Source organism: Neobacillus sp. PVCKKU3, from assembly GCF_058323225.1.
The window spans coordinates 25,836-42,763 of the sequence record NZ_JBLVQN010000012.1 but is presented as its reverse complement, the minus strand read 5'-3'; the positions used below and the strand labels follow the sequence as shown (position 1 = coordinate 42,763).

The following is a 16,928-nucleotide window of genomic DNA, read 5'->3' as shown; positions in this document are numbered from 1 at the left end:
CCTATTTCCAGCTCCTTCCCGTACATTCACTAATATGTTCAAATCCTAGTTGATTTAGAAGCACCGGCAGCTGTTCGATAATCTCGGGGCAGACAAACGGGTTCACAAAATTTGCTGTACCTACAGCGACGGCACTTGCTCCTGCGTAGAAAAATTCAATGACATCCTCTGCAGATTCGATGCCGCCCATTCCGATAATCGGTATATTTACCGCTTGGCTTACTTCATAGACCATTCGAATCGCAACAGGTTTTACAGCAGGGCCAGAAAGGCCGCCAGTTCGATTCGCCAAAATTGGCTTGCCTGTTTTTAGATTCAACCGCATTCCTACAAGCGTGTTAATCATTGTAATGCCATCAGCACCGCCATCCTCTACCGCCTTTGCCATCTCGACAATATTGGTGACGTTTGGAGACAGCTTTACATAAACCGGAACTTCGGAAACTTCCTTTACTCTTCGTGTTAATTGTTTAGCCACTTCTGGGATGGTTCCAAAGGCAATTCCACCCGTTTTAACGTTAGGGCAGGATATATTTAATTCCAGTGCATGGACGTTTGGCGCTTTTGAGATTTCCTGTGCAACCTTCACATAATCCTCTTCAAGCGACCCAGCCACATTGGCAATAATCGGTACATCATATTGGGACAGCCATGTCAGCTCTTCGGAAACAACCTTTTCGAGTCCTGGGTTTTGCAGCCCGATTGCATTTAGCATCCCTGCTGAAGTTTCGGCGACCCTTGGCGTCGGGTTTCCAAACCGGGGCTCAGCCGTTGTTGCTTTGATCATGATTGCACCAAGATTGCTTAAATCGTAAAATTGGCTGTACTCGCGGCCAAACCCGAAGCAGCCTGAGGCCGGCATGATTGGATTTTTCAAGCTAAGTCCTGGCAATTCAACATGTAATCGGCTCATATTATCACCTCTCCGGCACGGAATACAGGTCCGTCACTGCATACTTTTTTATAGGAAGCTCCCGTCGGGTCATCCACCTTTTTGCATACACAGGCAAGGCAAGCCCCAACGCCGCAGCCCATCCGTTCCTCTAACGATAAAAACATTTTTTTATGAGAGTACTGCTGTTCAAGTGCTCTTAACATCGGGGTCGGGCCACAAGAATATACACAATCAAACTGTAAATCTTTTATGACATCCGTTACAAACCCTTTAACTCCATAAGAACCATCCGCAGTAGCCACATATGTTTCGCCCAGTTCCGAAAAATCCTGTTCGTAGAAAACGGCGGATTCAGCTTGGAAGCCCAGGACATTGATGACTTTTACGCCTTTTGCTGTCAACTGTTTCGCAAGCTCATAGAGGGGAGGGACACCAATTCCTCCACCCACGAGCAAAGCAGTCTCACCAATATTGGCTTCATTAATAGGGAAGCCATTGCCAAGAGGTCCGAGGATATCGAGTTCCATCCCCGGCACCATTGAGGCCAATAGCGAAGTTCCCTTTCCATCTTTTCTATAGATCATCGTAAACTGCTCTTCCGTTACATCATACGAGGAAATGCTGATTGGTCTTCGCAAAAGTGGATCCAATCCATTTCCTACCCGAATATGAACAAATTGTCCAGGCTCGGTGATGTCATGAACCATCTCAGCCTTTACGGTAAGCTCATAAATGTTCTCAGCAATTAACTTTTGGCTGATGATTTTACAAATTTCCTTCCGTATCATGCAAACACAGCCTCCCTGCTTGGTACACTCATCGCTTCCGCGGAAAAGTTCATGGACTCCACCACTTTTAAGATAGCATCGGCAGTATCTAATGAGGTCAAGCATGGAACTCCATTTTCAACAGCATCACGGCGGATTCTAAAACCGTCACGCTCAGGCTGTTTCCCTTTTGTCAATGTATTAACGATTAACTGCGCTTCACCATTTTGGATAATATCCAATAACGTCTTGCCTTCTGCACCAATTTTGCCGACTACCTCAACCGGAAGACCGGCAGATTTTATTATAGCTGCTGTTCCGCTTGTGGCCACCAAACGATAGCCAATGCTGGCAAACCGTTTCGCAAGCTTAAGCGCTTCTTGTTTATCCTTATCAGCGACTGTAAACAAGACCGTCCCAAACGGCTGAATATTCATTCCTGATGCAACTAATCCCTTGTAAAGAGCCTTCTCAAGGGTGATATCCTTGCCCATAACTTCGCCAGTTGATTTCATTTCTGGTCCAAGCGTGATATCAACATCTTTTAATTTGGCAAAAGAGAATACCGGAACTTTCACATATACACCTGATTGTTCTGGCACCAGTCCGGACTGATAGCCCTGCTCAACGATTGAGACCCCAAGAATAGCTTTTGTTGCAATCTTGGCCATCGGAACATGGGTGATTTTACTTAAGAACGGCACTGTCCGGCTCGAACGTGGATTCACTTCCAGCACGTAAACCTGACCGCCCGATAACACATATTGAATGTTTAGGAGACCAACAATGTTCAAGCCCCTTGCTAATCTTTCTGTATATTCAACAAGTGTCTTCTTAACATCCTCAGATAATGTTTGCGGCGGATATACGGCGATAGAGTCACCGGAGTGCACCCCTGCCCGCTCAATATGTTCCATAATACCTGGAATCAAGACATTTTGACCGTCGCAAATGGCATCTACTTCAATTTCTTTACCGGTTAGATAACGGTCAATTAAGACTGGATGATCAGGATTGATTTTGACGGCATTCTCCATATAATGGAGCAGTTCTTCCTTGCGATACACAATTTCCATCGCCCTGCCGCCAAGCACATAGGATGGACGGACAAGGACCGGATAGCCGATTTCCTCAGCAATTATGACTGCTTCCGCGACTGAAAGGGCGGTCTTTCCAAGCGGCTGCGGAATGTTCAACAATTCAAGCGACTGCTCAAATTTATCCCTGTTCTCCGCACGGTCTAAGTCCTCTAAGCTTGTTCCTAAAATGTTAACACCATTTTCCTCAAGTTTCGCAGCAAGGTTAATCGCTGTCTGACCGCCAAATTGAACGACTACTCCCATCGGTTGTTCCAAATCAATGATGCTCATTACATCTTCAATTGTCAGCGGTTCAAAGTACAGCTTGTCAGAGATACTGAAATCCGTCGAGACTGTTTCCGGATTGTTGTTAATGATAATTGCCTCATAGCCTGCTTCCTTAATGGCTTTTACAGAATGGACAGTCGCATAGTCAAACTCAATCCCCTGGCCAATCCGAATTGGGCCTGATCCGAGCACGATGACACTTTTTATATCTGACACAAGAGATTCGTTTTCTTCTTCGTAAGTTCCATAGAAATATGGAGTTTCTGACTCAAACTCCGCAGCGCATGTATCTACCATTTTATAAACCGGGATGAGACCTAAGTCTTTCCGAAGCTTGTAAATCTCACTTTCAGTTTTATCCCAAAGCTCAGCAATTTTCTTATCGGTAAAGCCTTTTTGCTTTGCTTCTTTAAGAAGTTCGATATCAAACTGGTTGTCAGCTAATTTTGCCTCAAGCTTGATAATGCCCTCCATTTTCTTCAAGAAAAATAGGTCAATCTTGCTCCACTCATGAATCGTCTCAATCATAATGCCGCGTTTTAACGCTTCAGCAATGTAAAAGAGGCGCTCATCACCGGCTTTTCTGATTCGCTTTTCAATTAGGTCGTTATCAATTTCAGCGGCACCGTTAAGTTGAAAGTGATAGACACCCGCTTCGAGGGAACGAATTGCTTTTAACAAAGATTCTTCAAATGTACGGCCAATTGCCATGACCTCACCAGTTGCCTTCATTTGTGTTCCAAGCGAACGGTTTCCGGACTCAAACTTGTCAAATGGCCATCTAGGGATTTTCGTTACAACATAATCAAGGGCAGGCTCGAAGCTAGCATATGTTTTTCCGGTAACAGGGTTCAGCATTTCATCAAGTGTCAATCCAACTGCGATTTTTGCTGCAAGCTTGGCAATCGGATATCCTGTTGCCTTCGATGCTAAGGCCGAAGAACGGCTTACCCTTGGATTTACTTCAATGACATAATAGTTAAAGCTGTATGGATCTAGGGCAAGCTGAACATTACAGCCTCCTTCAATACCCAGCGCACGGATAATTTTTAAAGACACATTTCTTAATAATTGGTATTCTCTATCACTTAATGTCTGACTTGGCGCAACAACAATGGAATCACCCGTATGAACACCAACCGGATCGATGTTTTCCATGTTGCAGACGACGATGGCATTATCGTTGGCATCGCGCATCACTTCATATTCAATTTCTTTATAACCAGCAATGCTTTTTTCCAATAAACATTGGTGAACAGGGCTGTTCTTAAGACCGCTTGTTACAATTTCCTCAAGCTCGGCGTCATTATGGCAAATGCCGCCGCCAGTTCCACCCAGCGTAAAGGCCGGACGGACAATGACCGGAAAACCTACCCTTTCCACAAAAACTTTGGCTTCGTTAAGTCCATGGATAATTTCGCTGTCAGGTACCGGTTGATTCAGTTCATTCATAAGCGCACGGAACAATTCACGGTCTTCTGCTTGATTAATGGCAGTAAGCTTCGTTCCCAGAATCTCAACACCACACTCTTCAAGAACGCCTGAATTTGCCAGTTCAACAGTTAAATTCAACCCAGTCTGACCGCCTAATGTTCCTAAAACGGCGTCAGGACGCTCCTTACGGATAATTCTCGAGACAAAATCCAGTGTCAGAGGCTCAATATAAACGGCATCGGCAATTTCTGCGTCTGTCATAATGGTAGCAGGATTGGAGTTGACGAGGATCACCCGGTATCCTTCCTCCTTAAGGGCCAGACAAGCTTGAGTACCTGCGTAATCAAATTCTGCCGCTTGACCGATGACGATTGGCCCTGAGCCAATCACTAGAATGGAGTTGATATCTGTACGTTTAGGCATTTGCTGCTACCTCCTGTTTTTCAGCTTCAATCATCGCAAGAAACTGTTCAAATAATCCGTTTGCATCTTCTGGACCAGGTGATGCCTCTGGGTGATATTGTACTGTAAAGGCTGGATACTCTAAAGATTTAAGACCCTCAACAGTTCCATCATTTAAAGCAATGTGGGTCACTTCTAGTTTGGTATTTTTAACTGATTTTTCATCTACTGTATAACCATGATTTTGAGAGGTAATTGACACCTTTCCTGTTGATAGTTCCTTTACCGGATGATTCGCCCCACGGTGACCGAACTTCATTTTAACAGTATCAGCTCCGCATGCCAGGGCAAACAATTGATGGCCAAGACAAATTCCGAAAAGAGGCACTTTCCCCAAGATGTCCTTTATCATTTGGATTCCTTCTGGCACATCCTTTGGATCCCCAGGTCCGTTGGAGAGCATGACTCCATCAGGACGCAGCTTCAAAATCTCATCAGCTGTTGTATGGTATGGAACGACGACCACATCACAGCCGCGTTCATTTAATTCCCGTAAAATTCCATGCTTCATGCCAAAATCGACAAGTACAATTCTTTTGCCGCGTCCCGGGCTTGGATAAGGATTCTTTGTGGAAACCCTTCTTACTTGGTCAATTGGCAGGCGTGTTTTCCTTAACTCTCTTAACACCTCTGAAGCATCGTTTTCAATGCTGCAAATCGCACCCTTTAACGTTCCGTGCTGGCGGATAATTCTTGCCAGTTTACGAGTGTCAATCCCGGCAATTCCAGGGATTTTTTTCATTTTAAAATATTCATCAACAGTAAACTCACTTCTCCAGTTAGACGGAAAGTCGCTGAATTCTTTAACAATAAAGCCTTTTACGGCAGGAGTAATCGATTCAAAATCATCGCGGTTAATTCCGTAGTTCCCGATTAACGGGTATGTGAGCATAACGATTTGTCCGCAATAGGATGGGTCGGATAGAATTTCCTGATAGCCTGTCATTCCTGTATTAAAAACAACTTCACCAATTGTATCTACATGGCTTCCAAAGCCATCACCGATAAAAACAGTTCCATCTTCTAATATTAGCTGAGCCTTCATGCTGTAACACGTCCTTTTTCCCAAACTATTTGGCCTGAAGCAATTGTTAATACCGGCCACCCTTTGCACTTCCAACCGGCAAATGGGGTGTTTTTCCCTTTTGATAAAAACTCATCAGGATTGATTTCTTTTTCTTCGTTTAAGTCTAATAACACGATATCCGCTGCCGCACCCTCTTCAATTCTTCCAAAAGGAAGTTCAAAGCAATCGGCAGGCTTTGTCGTCATATAAGCAATTAGCTGGTCAAGTGTGATGATGTTTTTCAAGACGAAATGAGTGTAAAGAAGCGGAAAGGCTGTTTCCAAACCGACAATTCCGAACGGCGCCAATTGCATTCCTTCAGCTTTTTCTTCGGCAGTATGCGGTGCATGGTCAGTAGCGATAAAATCAATCGTACCATCCATCAGCCCTTCAATTAACGCCTTTTTATCGTCTTCACCCCGAAGCGGAGGGTTCATCTTAAAGTTAGCATCCAGTCCCGGAATATCATTTTCTGATAATAGAAGATGGTGCGGAGTTACTTCCGCGGTAACTTTAATGCCAGCCCGCTTAGCGTCTCGGACGGTCCTCACTGATTCCTTTGTGCTGATATGGCAGACATGATAATGGCAGCCAGAAGCTTCAGCGAGCAGGACATCCCTGGAAATTTGAACAGATTCACAAATAGAAGGGATCCCGTTTAACCCGTGCTGCTTGGAGAAGGTACCTTCATGGACACAGCCTTTATGAATCAATGTATTTTCCTCACAATGGGCTACAATTGCCATATTTACTTCTTTTGCTTTTTGCATTGCCTGAAGCATCATATCTGCCGATTGAACACCAACACCGTCATCGGTAAAGGCAAATGCTCCAGCCTCTTTCAGTGCTGCAAAATCAGTTAATTCTTGACCAAGCTGTCTTGTTGTAATGGAGGCGTATGGCAAAACGCGTACGCTAGCTGTTTCCTTAATCCTGTCCATCACCCAATTCATCTGCTCCTTGGTGTCAGGCACCGGTCTCGTATTTGGCATGGCCGCTACTGTCGTAAAACCGCCGCGGGCTGCTGCCATCGTACCAGTTGCGATGGTTTCCTTTTTCTCACCGCCAGGTTCCCTTAGATGGACGTGAAGATCAACAAACCCTGGTGATACAAGCAATCCTTGTGCATCTACAGTTCTTTCTGCCAAATTTGTTAAATTAGGTCCCAGTTTGCTAATAATCCCATTTTCTATTAAAATATCAGATTGTTTCATTTCTCCATTAGATGCTATATATTTTGCGTTCTGAATAAGTAGTTTCATATTTATCTCCTCCTAAACTTTCAAGTGACCGCTTCAATGCCGCCATTCTTACATAAACTCCGTTTTGCATTTGTTTAAAAATTCTTGAACGTTCACATTCAACTAGGCTGTCTGCGATTTCAACGTTTCGGTTTACCGGGGCCGGATGCATGATAATGCTGTGCGGCTGCATTTGCTTTTCCCTCTCTAGGGTTAGACCATATTTTTTATGGTATTCAGAGGCAGTAAAGCTTCCCTTTTTCTGATGGCGTTCATGCTGTACACGAAGAAGCATGACAACATCAGCTTCGTGAATTGCCTCATCAATTGGTTTAAAGCGGGAGGTACTTAAACTATGGTAGTCAAACCATTCTTCCGGTCCTGAGAAAATGACCTCCGCCCCAAGCCTCGTTAATGCATCCGCGTTAGAACGCGCAACCCGGCTATGACTGATGTCTCCAACAATGGCAATTTTCAAGCCTGAAAAACTGCCAAACTCCTGCTTTATTGTTAACAGATCAAGAAGAGATTGTGTCGGGTGGTGTCCACAGCCATCGCCTCCATTTAAAATTGGAATATTGATATTTTCAACCAATTCATCAAAATAGCGATCCTGGCTGTGGCGGATGACTACAGTATCAACACCAATTGATTCCAGCGTTTTTACAGTATCATATAATGTCTCACCTTTTTGTACGCTTGAGGTTTGGACTTCAAAAGGAATGACGCTTAATCCTAACCTTCTTTGAGCCATCTCAAAGCTGCTTTTCGTTCGGGTACTAGCTTCGAAAAAAAGGTTTGCTGTATACATTTTTCTTTCCGGTTTCCAAAACAGCCCTTGTGAAAACCTTTCAGCATCCTCAAGGATTTGATAAATCTCCTCAACTTTTAACTCGTTTGTTGTTAATAGGTGCTGTAACATCCTTTTTCCCCACCTTCTCTGATTGCTAAAAAAAACACCCTGACTAAGTGGTCAGGGTGCCAAAAATTTAACCTAAGATATGGACAAAATTGCAGCCCATATCCAAGTTAAGTAACACACCCTTCCAAGTCTCTCTGTACTTAATTTAAAAGGCATTTTTTTATGCTGTTTTTTTGTTAGTTGTTTCTTCTGTTTCAAACATATTTTCACTGACTTTCGGTTTTCCAGGGAGGATCAGGTTTAATAACACCCCGCAAATTGCCGCCAGGGCCATTCCTTGGATTTCGATATTGAATGGCAGCTTGACTACCGCGCCGCCGATACCGATGACAAGGATTACCGATGAAATTACGAGATTGCGTTTGTCGCCAAAATCAATTTTACTGTCAACCAGCATTCTTAATCCTGAGGAAGCAATAATTCCGAACAGGAGAATGGAAACTCCCCCCATTACAGGTGTTGGTATGGTTTGGATTAAAGCTGTTATTTTTCCAATAAAGCCGAAGATGATGGCTAGAACCGCGGCACCCGCTAGTACATATACACTGTAGACTCTTGTAATGGCCAAGACTCCAATATTTTCACCATAGGTGGTTTTGGGAGGTCCGCCGACTAGCGCCGAAATAATTGTGGCTGTTCCATCACCAAGGATTGAACGGTGTAAGCCCGGCTCTTTTATGTAATCGCGGCTGACAACCTTGCTAAGAACAAGCTGGTGTCCAATATGCTCAGATAGTGTAACAATGGCAACAGGCACCATTAACCAGAAAATATTCCACGTGAACTTTACATCATAGCTGACAAACGGAATTAAGAAGTCAGGAGCGGCAAACCACTTTGCCTCTAGTACTGGTTTGAAATCAACAATTCCTACAATCACGGCATATACATAGCCGACAATAATCCCGGCCAAGATAGGGATAATGCTGAGCATTTTTTTTGCGTATATTGAGAAAATAATGGTCGCTGCCAGCGTCACAAGCGCCACTGAGAAGTGAAGCATGCTATACTTTCCAGCTGGGTTGTTCATAGCCATTCCCACCGCAGTTCCGGAAATGGCGAGGCCGATTACAACAATGACCGGTCCAACAACAATTGGGGGGAGTAAGTTCATAATCCAGCGATGCCCCGCTTTGCTTATAATTAAAGCGACAATTCCATAAACAAGGCCAGCTAAAAATGTTCCGACCATCGCCGCTGCAGGTCCGCCAGAGGCTTTTGCAGCAATTACCGGTGCAATATAAGCGAAAGATGAACCAAGATAGGCAGGAACCTGAAATTTCGTAATCAATAGGAATGCCAACGTTCCGAGTCCGCTGGATATTAGTGCTATCGCTGGGTCTAAACCAACCAGGTATGGTACTAGGATTGTTGCCCCGAACATTGCAAATAAATGCTGCAAGCTTAAGGTCAGCCATTGGGCCGGTTTTGGTCTATCTTTAACATCTAGGATTGGTTTATTACTCATTTTCTGTTCTCTCCTAATTTCTATATTGTTTTCTTTATTTTCTTCAATTGTTCAAATAAAAAACCCTCTTTGCCATGTAGTTGACAAAGAGGGGTGAAAGGCGCACCAGAAAATGGTCCAGATGTGCGCTTTTCCCTTTGTCAGCCTCACGGGACTGAAATTAAAAGGGCTGCTATTTATTTGTCATATATACTTACTTGATCAACTTTATCTACTTCCAGCAGTTCAACAACAATTTTTTCATTGCTTGAAGTAGGGATATTCTTCCCAACATAGTCTGCTCTGATTGGCAGTTCCCTGTGACCGCGGTCGACCAGTACCGCAAGCTGGATGGAAGCTGGACGTCCAAGGTCCATAAGGGCATCAAGTCCAGCCCTAACTGTTCTTCCTGTATAAAGAACATCGTCCACAAGGACTACCTTTTTGTCACTTATGTCAAACGGTATATCTGACCCTTTTACGAGTGGTTCCTGACTTTCCGTTTTCTTTGTTAGATCATCCCGATAAAGAGTGATATCCAATTCACCGACTTGAATCGGACTTCCCTCAATTTGGGCTATTTTCAAAGCGAGCCGTTTTGCTATATAAATTCCTCTAGTCCGAATTCCTACCAGTACGCAGTCTTCGATTCCTTTGTTTTTTTCGATGATTTGATGGGCAATCCTTGTCAACGCCCGCCCGATTGCCTGTTCATCCAGAACAAGTGCTTTTTGGCTCATTGTCTCACCTTCTTATTATACTAAAATAAAAAACCTCTCGCCTGTGGTGGCGAGAGGGAGACAGTTCTTCCTTAGGGAAATAACATCTTAACCGTTCCTTCTCGGCCTCACGGGACCGACTTAAAGGCTTATTAAACTATAGTAAGCATACTTTAATTTATTTATCCTGTCAACGATTATTTCTTAACCGGTCCAGAAGTTCTTCAAAATCCTCCGGTAGCGGGGCTTCGAATTCTAGATACTCATTTGTTCTTGGATGTACGAAACCGAGCAGACCAGCATGCAATGCCTGGCCATTAAGATCGAGTGTCTTTCTTGGTCCATATTTCGGATCACCGGCAAGCGGATAACCTATATATTTCATATGGACACGAATCTGATGGGTCCGGCCTGTCTCCAATTGACATTCCACAAACGTGAAATCATTAAACCGCTCAAGGACACGAAAATGAGTAACAGCATGCTTGCCGTTATCAACAACCGTCATGCTTTGCCGGTCTTTTTGGTCTCTCCCAAGCGGAGCATCGATGGTTCCATATTCGTGAGGGATCACTCCATGGACAATCGCCTTATACTTCCGGGTCACTGACTTTTCCACCAGTTGGTTAACAAGACTTTCGTGGGCCAAATCATTTTTCGCTACCATTAACAGCCCTGATGTATCTTTATCTATGCGATGCACAATCCCGGGTCTTAATACACCATTGATACCGGATAAATCCTTACAATGGGCCATTAACCCATTAACAAGTGTCCCTGTAAGGTGGCCAGGTGCAGGATGGACCACCATACCCTTTGGCTTATTTACGACCAAAACATCCTTATCTTCATAATAAATATCTAAATCCATTTCCTCCGGAACCACGTCCAATTCTTCCGGATCTGGAATGGTAATAACGATAGTATCATTTACACTGCATTTGTAATTTGTTTTAACATTTTTCCCATTCACAAGTACATTGCCTTCTTTTATCCAATCCTGTACCTGTGTTCTAGACCATTCTTCGTTCATACGTGAGATTACCTTATCAATCCGGTCTCCTTTTTGTTCCTCAAGAATGGTGTGTTCCATTTTCTCCATAAGACTTCTCCTTTGACGACTTCTCTTCAAGCAGCATTTGAATCATTAATAATCCAACACCAATCACTAATGCTGAATCGGCAATATTAAATACAGGGAAATTATAGCCAAAAATAAAGGTATGAATAAAATCAACAACCTCTTTCCGAACCACTCGGTCGATAAAATTCCCAATTGCACCTCCAAGCATGAAAGCTAGAGATACACCTAACAGCCATTTTCCTTTGGCCGCTTTGTAAAGATAATACATAATCGCTATAATGACAATAACCGTAATGACATAAAAAAGCCACATCTGCCCTTGAAGGATTCCCCATGCGGCCCCGCGATTCCGGTGAGAAGTAATATATAAAAATTTATCAATGATGGGTATACTCTCACCGATATACATATTTTTTTCAATAAGCCATTTAGTAATTTGGTCGAGCACAATAACGAATAGGGCGATTAAGTAATAATACACTAAGAAATACCTCCAACTTAAGCTAGACTTGCTCCCCTAGTTTAGCATACTTAATCGCTATATCACAATGAAACAAAAATTACAGCGTGGGGAAGATCGGTTTCTTGCAATAGCCGCCAAGCAAGCTGGGATCATTAACTGTTCTAATGGTTGGAATTAAATTTAACAAGTCGAGGGGTAATAATTCGCCGGAAAGTTCACACTGTCCGAAATTTCCTTCTTCGATTTTTTTCAACGCCAAATCAATGTCCGCCATTTCTTCCTCTAAAATGGTTGTAAACCAATTCTCTGTTTGTTTGTTCTTTAATGACCTTTCGATTTCTGTTTTTGTTTGACGGAGTTCTTGAAACAGCTTTTCCTGCATTGCATTCATAGTGTTAATACCTCCGTTATGTTATTTGTTTTATTATTACCGATCGTTTTCCATTGACCCGGATAATAATTTGACATCATCAACAACAATTAACGGAGGTGGAAAAAATATGAAAGAGGCTGACAAGTCAGCCCCTTTCTATTTACGCTAAGTGTGAATAATTTTCTTTTACAACTTGGGCACAGCGCGGGCAAAGAGTTGAATGCTCCGCATCTTGACCGACATCAGGCGTCACTACCCAGCAGCGTTCACAGGTTTCACCTTCTGCCTTTGTGACCACAATGGCCGCTGTATCTAATTTCAAAGCTTCTTCAGGCGCCTCATCATAGGCACCAGCCACTTCAAAACCGGATACGATAAACAATTGTTTCAAGTTCTCTGAAACAGAATCGAGCAGCGCTTTTGTATTATCATTTACGTATAAGGTTACTTTCGCTGTTAATGACTTACCAATCACCTTTGCATTCCGGGCTTCTTCAAGTGCCTTTAAGACATCATCGCGAAGCTCCATGAATGCAGACCATTTCTCCTCTAACTCTTTAGCACCAGGAAGTTCCTGATATTCTGGAAGATCTGTCAACTGAACACTTTCCTCCTGAACCTTCGGAATATATTTCCATACCTCGTCTGCAGTGTGAGAAAGGATTGGCGAAACCAATTTGGTCAGAGCAAGCAATGATTCATATAAAACGGTTTGAATCGCCCGACGTTCTGGATGATCAACTGCTTCAATGTACAGAACATCCTTTGCAAAATCTAGGTAAAATGCGCTTAAATCAAGCGTACAGAAATTATTGACAGCATGGTAAATGCCTGCATAATCGTAATTTTCATAAGAATTGCGAACACTCTTAATCAGCTTATTTAATTTAACCAGCATAAATTGATCTACTTCACGAAGGTTTTCGTAAGCAACCTTATTAACAGCCGGGTCAAAGTCCGCTAAATTCCCCAACAAGAAGCGGAATGTATTGCGGATTTTCCGATATACTTCAGCAACCTGCTTTAAAATTGCATCCGATACGCGGACATCTGATTGATAATCAACAGAAGCCACCCATAGGCGTAAAATATCTGCTCCCAATTGATTCATAACCTTCGCCGGAACGACGACATTACCTAATGATTTACTCATTTTTCGACCTTCACCATCAAGAGCAAATCCATGGCTTAATACTCCCTTATATGGTGCCTTGCCTGTGACAGCAACTGCAGTAGATAAAGAGGAGTTAAACCAGCCGCGGTATTGGTCAGAACCTTCAAGATATAGGTCGGCAGGGCGCACCAAGTCTTCTCTTTCAAGCAGTACAGCCTGATGGGAAGAACCGGAGTCGAACCAAACGTCCATAATGTCGGTTTCCTTCGTAAACTTGCCGTTCGGGCTGCCAGGATGCGAAAACCCTTCCGGAAGCAGGTCTTTTGCTTCGCGCTCAAACCAAATGTTTGAGCCATTGTCGCGGAATAAATTAGAAACGTGTTCGATTGTTTCGTCCGTAATGATTTCTTCACCATTTTCAGCGTAGAATACCGGAATTGGCACACCCCAGACGCGCTGGCGGGAAATACACCAATCGCCGCGGTCACGGACCATATTGAAAAGCCTTGTTTCGCCCCAAGCCGGCACCCATTTGGTTTCTTTCACAGCTTCGAGCAATTGCTCGCGGAAATCTTTAATGGACGCAAACCACTGTGCAGTTGCCCGGAAAATAACCGGCTTCTTTGTTCTCCAGTCATGTGGATAGGAGTGGGTAATAAATGTAAGCTTTAACAAAGCTCCTTTTTCCTCTAAGGCTTGGGAAATCGGTTTGTTGGCCTCGTCGTAAAATAACCCTTCAAATCCCGGTGCTTCATTTGTCATATTTCCTTTATCATCAACCGGACAAAGGACATCCAAGCCGTATTTTTGACCAACATGGAAGTCATCTTCCCCGTGACCAGGAGCAGTGTGAACGCAGCCAGTACCAGCATCCGTTGTCACATGCTCGCCTAACATGACAAGAGAATCACGGTCATAAAGCGGATGACGGGCTATAACATATTCCAAATCAGCCCCTTTGACCTTTTTAAGAACGGCCGCTTCTTCCCAGCCAATTTCATTCGTTACACTTTCCAATAAGCTTTCAGCCACAACGTATTTTTTATCATTTACCGCAACAACCACATAAGTTAGCTCAGGATGAACCGAAATTCCCAAGTTGGCAGGAATGGTCCATGGGGTTGTTGTCCAGATGACGATTTCCGTATCCGTATCAAGAACTCCCTTGCCATCCTTCACCGGAAAACCAACATAAATGGATGGTGAACGTTTATCTTTATATTCAATTTCTGCCTCAGCCAAAGCGGATTCACTTGACGGAGACCAATATACTGGCTTCAATCCCTTATAGATATAACCTTTTTTCGCCATTTCTCCGAAAACCTTAATTTGCTGGGCTTCGTATTCAGGCTTTAAGGTGATGTATGGATTCTCCCAATCACCGCGGACACCAAGGCGTTTAAACTGGATTCGTTGATTGTCGATCTGCTCAAGCGCATATTCTGTACAAAGCTGGCGGAATTCAGCTACGGACATTTCTTTCCGTTTAACCCCTTTATTGGTTAAAGCCTGTTCAATCGGCAGACCGTGCGTATCCCAGCCCGGCACATATGGGGCATGATAGCCGCTCATTGACTTATAGCGGACAATAAAATCCTTTAAGATTTTATTTAAGGCGTGGCCCATATGGATGTCACCATTTGCATATGGAGGGCCATCATGCAAAACAAACATCGGACGCCCTTTAGTGCGCTCCTGTACTTTTTGGTAAATATTCATTTCTTCCCATTTTGCCTGCATATCCGGTTCTCTTTGCGGAAGATTACCGCGCATTGGGAAATCCGTCTGCGGCATTAATAACGTGTCTTTGTATTCCATTTTATTTCCTCCAATACCTTTCTATTGAACAGAATTGACATTCTTGCAAATAAAAAAACCCTCTCATCCCAAAAAAGGGACGAGAAGGTTTTATTCCCGCGGTACCACCCTGATTGATAGAACTGTCTTATTCTATCCTCTTGCGAATTCGTAACGTGAATACACGCCTTAGTCTACTGTTCTAAATTTAGAGGTTCGACCTCGGAACTCGAGGGTGATTTTCCAATCTTTCGGCTTTATCGGGCTTCCACCGTCCCCGACTCGCTAATAAGCTTTTTTGAAAAATTGTACTGTCCCTGTCTTCGTCATTTTCATTCAATTAATCTGTTAAGAAATTATATGCTACTAAATAGCTGTTCGTCAAGCTAATGAATCCTCTTCTTCGTGGATTTTCAACTCGGTGGCATCAAGTTCGTACTCTAAAAGGTGATCCCAATCGTCAGTATTCAGCATATCGAGCTGTGCCTCAATCAGCATTTTGAAACGGGTGCGGAAAATTTTCGACTGCTTCTTTAAATCTTCTATCTCCAGAGCAATCTTTCTCGCTTTAGATAGGGATTCGTTAACGATACGGTCTGCATTCTTTTCCGCTTCCTTGACGATTAATTTCGCTTCCTTTTGCGCATTGCGTTTTACTTCTTCCCCTGCCTCCTGGGCAATCACAATCGATTTATTAAGTGTTTCTTCAATACTTGTAAAATGCCCTAAACGTTCCTGCAGGTCAGTTAAGCGCTCTTCCAATTCTTTTTTCTCTCTAAGGACAAGTTCGTAATCCTTGATTACCTGGTCAAGAAATTCGTTTACTTCATCCTCGTCATACCCTCTAAATCCTTTATTAAATTCTTTGTTATGAATATCTAACGGCGTTAACGGCATGATGCCACCTCCAACAATCTGTGCAATATATGTAAATGTGAATATTCGACAAGTTTTTCGAAAATCCTGCAAGAAAATAAATTATTTTTGTCTTCCGACAGAAATTCGCCATTTTTCTTTCTTTGTTTTTCCGTCAATACTGGACAATCTTACCCTTCCATGGCCCCGGACCGACAGCATATCGCCAATTTCACAAATAAAGGCCGGGCTTTCAATCTGAGTCCAATTGACCTTAACTAAGCCTGCGGCAATATAGTTTTGCGATTTTTGCCGGGAAAGATTATAAACACCAGAAATAACAGTATCCAGCCTTAATGAAGATACTGTTAATTCATGTTCCTCCCATAATTCTTTAGGGGAAATTATGTTTTCGGGCGGCTTCTCGATTAAATGAACCGTTGCTTTACCGATTGATTCAAGATTACTGCTGATATAGCCGCCGATTTCCTTGGCTGCCAAGAACTGGATTTGTCCATCATCGACAAGAATATCGCCAAATTTCCCACGTTTTAGTCCCAACGACATCAATGTGCCTAAGACGTTGGGATGTTCAATTTTGACAAACTTCTTTGGATAGTCAATTTCAAACAAGCTGATTTGAAAATCCTCTTGAGCTGGGACTAGATATTCCGGGAAAAGAAGAGCCCTTTTTCGTTCTGCCCCTGGCCATCCTCCAAAGAGTTGATATTTTACATCACCATTTTCACCGATGATCGTTTTTAAGATATTCTGTTCTCTTGGGTCAAGAAAGTCCGATAATTTCGGGGCATACTGAAGTTCCACAGTGTTTTTCCACTGCATGACCTGGTCAATATAATCCCGTTCTTCTGGACGAAAATGCTGATATATATTCATGCTCTAAAAACCAACCTATTTTTAA

Annotated in this window: 13 protein-coding genes, 1 pseudogene and 1 other annotated feature; all 14 genes and pseudogenes read right to left on the bottom strand. The window is 43.1% G+C overall.

What is annotated here, in order from left to right; all coding sequences use genetic code 11:
* Position 1: 1 nt before the first annotated feature.
* Positions 2–913 (bottom strand): dihydroorotate dehydrogenase, encoded by a 912-nt coding sequence (locus tag ACNQGS_RS10325; RefSeq protein ID WP_491487226.1) that lies wholly within the window; start codon positions 911–913, stop codon positions 2–4.
* Complete coding sequence (locus ACNQGS_RS10320) at positions 910–1,683, bottom strand: dihydroorotate dehydrogenase electron transfer subunit (protein WP_491487225.1); 774 nt, start codon at positions 1,681–1,683, stop codon at positions 910–912. Before ACNQGS_RS10320 ends, ACNQGS_RS10325 begins: the two co-directional genes overlap by 4 nt.
* Positions 1,680–4,886: a carbamoyl-phosphate synthase large subunit gene (gene carB / locus ACNQGS_RS10315; RefSeq protein ID WP_491487224.1), complete on the bottom strand. Its 3,207-nt coding sequence runs from the start codon at positions 4,884–4,886 to the stop codon at positions 1,680–1,682. Before carB ends, ACNQGS_RS10320 begins: the two co-directional genes overlap by 4 nt.
* Positions 4,853–5,970 (bottom strand): annotated as a pseudogene (locus ACNQGS_RS10310) (carbamoyl phosphate synthase small subunit). Before ACNQGS_RS10310 ends, carB begins: the two are co-directional and overlap by 34 nt.
* Complete coding sequence (gene pyrC, locus ACNQGS_RS10305; RefSeq protein ID WP_491487223.1) at positions 5,967–7,253, bottom strand: dihydroorotase; 1,287 nt, start codon at positions 7,251–7,253, stop codon at positions 5,967–5,969. The pseudogene ACNQGS_RS10310 and the gene pyrC overlap by 4 nt, the downstream one beginning before the upstream one ends.
* On the bottom strand, positions 7,213–8,154 hold the full coding sequence (locus ACNQGS_RS10300; protein ID WP_491487222.1) for an aspartate carbamoyltransferase catalytic subunit: 942 nt from the start codon (positions 8,152–8,154) through the stop codon (positions 7,213–7,215). Before ACNQGS_RS10300 ends, pyrC begins: the two co-directional genes overlap by 41 nt.
* A gap of 160 nt (positions 8,155–8,314) precedes the next feature.
* A complete protein-coding gene (locus ACNQGS_RS10295) occupies positions 8,315–9,622 on the bottom strand; it encodes a solute carrier family 23 protein (RefSeq protein WP_491487221.1) in 1,308 nt (435 codons plus the stop codon).
* Between the two features lie 176 nt (positions 9,623–9,798).
* Positions 9,799–10,341, bottom strand: a complete 543-nt coding sequence (pyrR, locus tag ACNQGS_RS10290) for a bifunctional pyr operon transcriptional regulator/uracil phosphoribosyltransferase PyrR (protein ID WP_464493551.1) — start codon at positions 10,339–10,341, stop codon at positions 9,799–9,801.
* A gap of 169 nt (positions 10,342–10,510) precedes the next feature.
* Complete coding sequence (locus ACNQGS_RS10285) at positions 10,511–11,422, bottom strand: RluA family pseudouridine synthase (RefSeq protein ID WP_213140823.1); 912 nt, start codon at positions 11,420–11,422, stop codon at positions 10,511–10,513.
* Complete coding sequence (gene lspA / locus ACNQGS_RS10280; protein WP_213116396.1) at positions 11,394–11,885, bottom strand: signal peptidase II; 492 nt, start codon at positions 11,883–11,885, stop codon at positions 11,394–11,396. Before lspA ends, ACNQGS_RS10285 begins: the two co-directional genes overlap by 29 nt.
* Before the next feature lie 79 nt (positions 11,886–11,964).
* Positions 11,965–12,258, bottom strand: a complete 294-nt coding sequence (locus ACNQGS_RS10275) for a hypothetical protein (protein WP_491487220.1) — start codon at positions 12,256–12,258, stop codon at positions 11,965–11,967.
* A gap of 142 nt (positions 12,259–12,400) precedes the next feature.
* Positions 12,401–15,172, bottom strand: a complete 2,772-nt coding sequence (gene ileS, locus ACNQGS_RS10270; RefSeq protein ID WP_491487218.1) for an isoleucine--tRNA ligase — start codon at positions 15,170–15,172, stop codon at positions 12,401–12,403.
* A gap of 72 nt (positions 15,173–15,244) precedes the next feature.
* Positions 15,245–15,484: a binding site (T-box leader), on the bottom strand.
* Between the two features lie 48 nt (positions 15,485–15,532).
* A complete protein-coding gene (locus ACNQGS_RS10265) occupies positions 15,533–16,048 on the bottom strand; it encodes a DivIVA domain-containing protein (RefSeq protein ID WP_213116399.1) in 516 nt (171 codons plus the stop codon).
* Positions 16,049–16,129: 81 nt separating this feature from the next.
* Positions 16,130–16,903: a YlmH family RNA-binding protein gene (locus tag ACNQGS_RS10260; RefSeq protein WP_491487217.1), complete on the bottom strand. Its 774-nt coding sequence runs from the start codon at positions 16,901–16,903 to the stop codon at positions 16,130–16,132.
* Between the last annotated feature and the right edge of the window lie 25 nt (positions 16,904–16,928).

Bases quoted from the DNA above. Each gene is read 5' to 3' on its own strand.
- ACNQGS_RS10295 (WP_491487221.1), bottom strand. From the start codon at position 9,622: ATGAGTAATAAACCAATCCTAGATGTTAAAGATAGACCAAAACCGGCC.
- ACNQGS_RS10265 (WP_213116399.1), bottom strand. From the start codon at position 16,048: ATGCCGTTAACGCCGTTAGATATTCATAACAAAGAATTTAATAAAGGA.
- carB (WP_491487224.1), bottom strand. From the start codon at position 4,886: ATGCCTAAACGTACAGATATCAACTCCATTCTAGTGATTGGCTCAGGG.
- pyrC (WP_491487223.1), bottom strand. From the start codon at position 7,253: ATGAAACTACTTATTCAGAACGCAAAATATATAGCATCTAATGGAGAA.
- ileS (WP_491487218.1), bottom strand. From the start codon at position 15,172: ATGGAATACAAAGACACGTTATTAATGCCGCAGACGGATTTCCCAATG.
- ACNQGS_RS10320 (WP_491487225.1), bottom strand. From the start codon at position 1,683: ATGATACGGAAGGAAATTTGTAAAATCATCAGCCAAAAGTTAATTGCT.
- ACNQGS_RS10260 (WP_491487217.1), bottom strand. From the start codon at position 16,903: ATGAATATATATCAGCATTTTCGTCCAGAAGAACGGGATTATATTGAC.
- ACNQGS_RS10325 (WP_491487226.1), bottom strand. From the start codon at position 913: ATGAGCCGATTACATGTTGAATTGCCAGGACTTAGCTTGAAAAATCCA.
- ACNQGS_RS10285 (WP_213140823.1), bottom strand. From the start codon at position 11,422: ATGGAGAAAATGGAACACACCATTCTTGAGGAACAAAAAGGAGACCGG.
- pyrR (WP_464493551.1), bottom strand. From the start codon at position 10,341: ATGAGCCAAAAAGCACTTGTTCTGGATGAACAGGCAATCGGGCGGGCG.
- ACNQGS_RS10275 (WP_491487220.1), bottom strand. From the start codon at position 12,258: ATGAATGCAATGCAGGAAAAGCTGTTTCAAGAACTCCGTCAAACAAAA.
- ACNQGS_RS10300 (WP_491487222.1), bottom strand. From the start codon at position 8,154: ATGTTACAGCACCTATTAACAACAAACGAGTTAAAAGTTGAGGAGATT.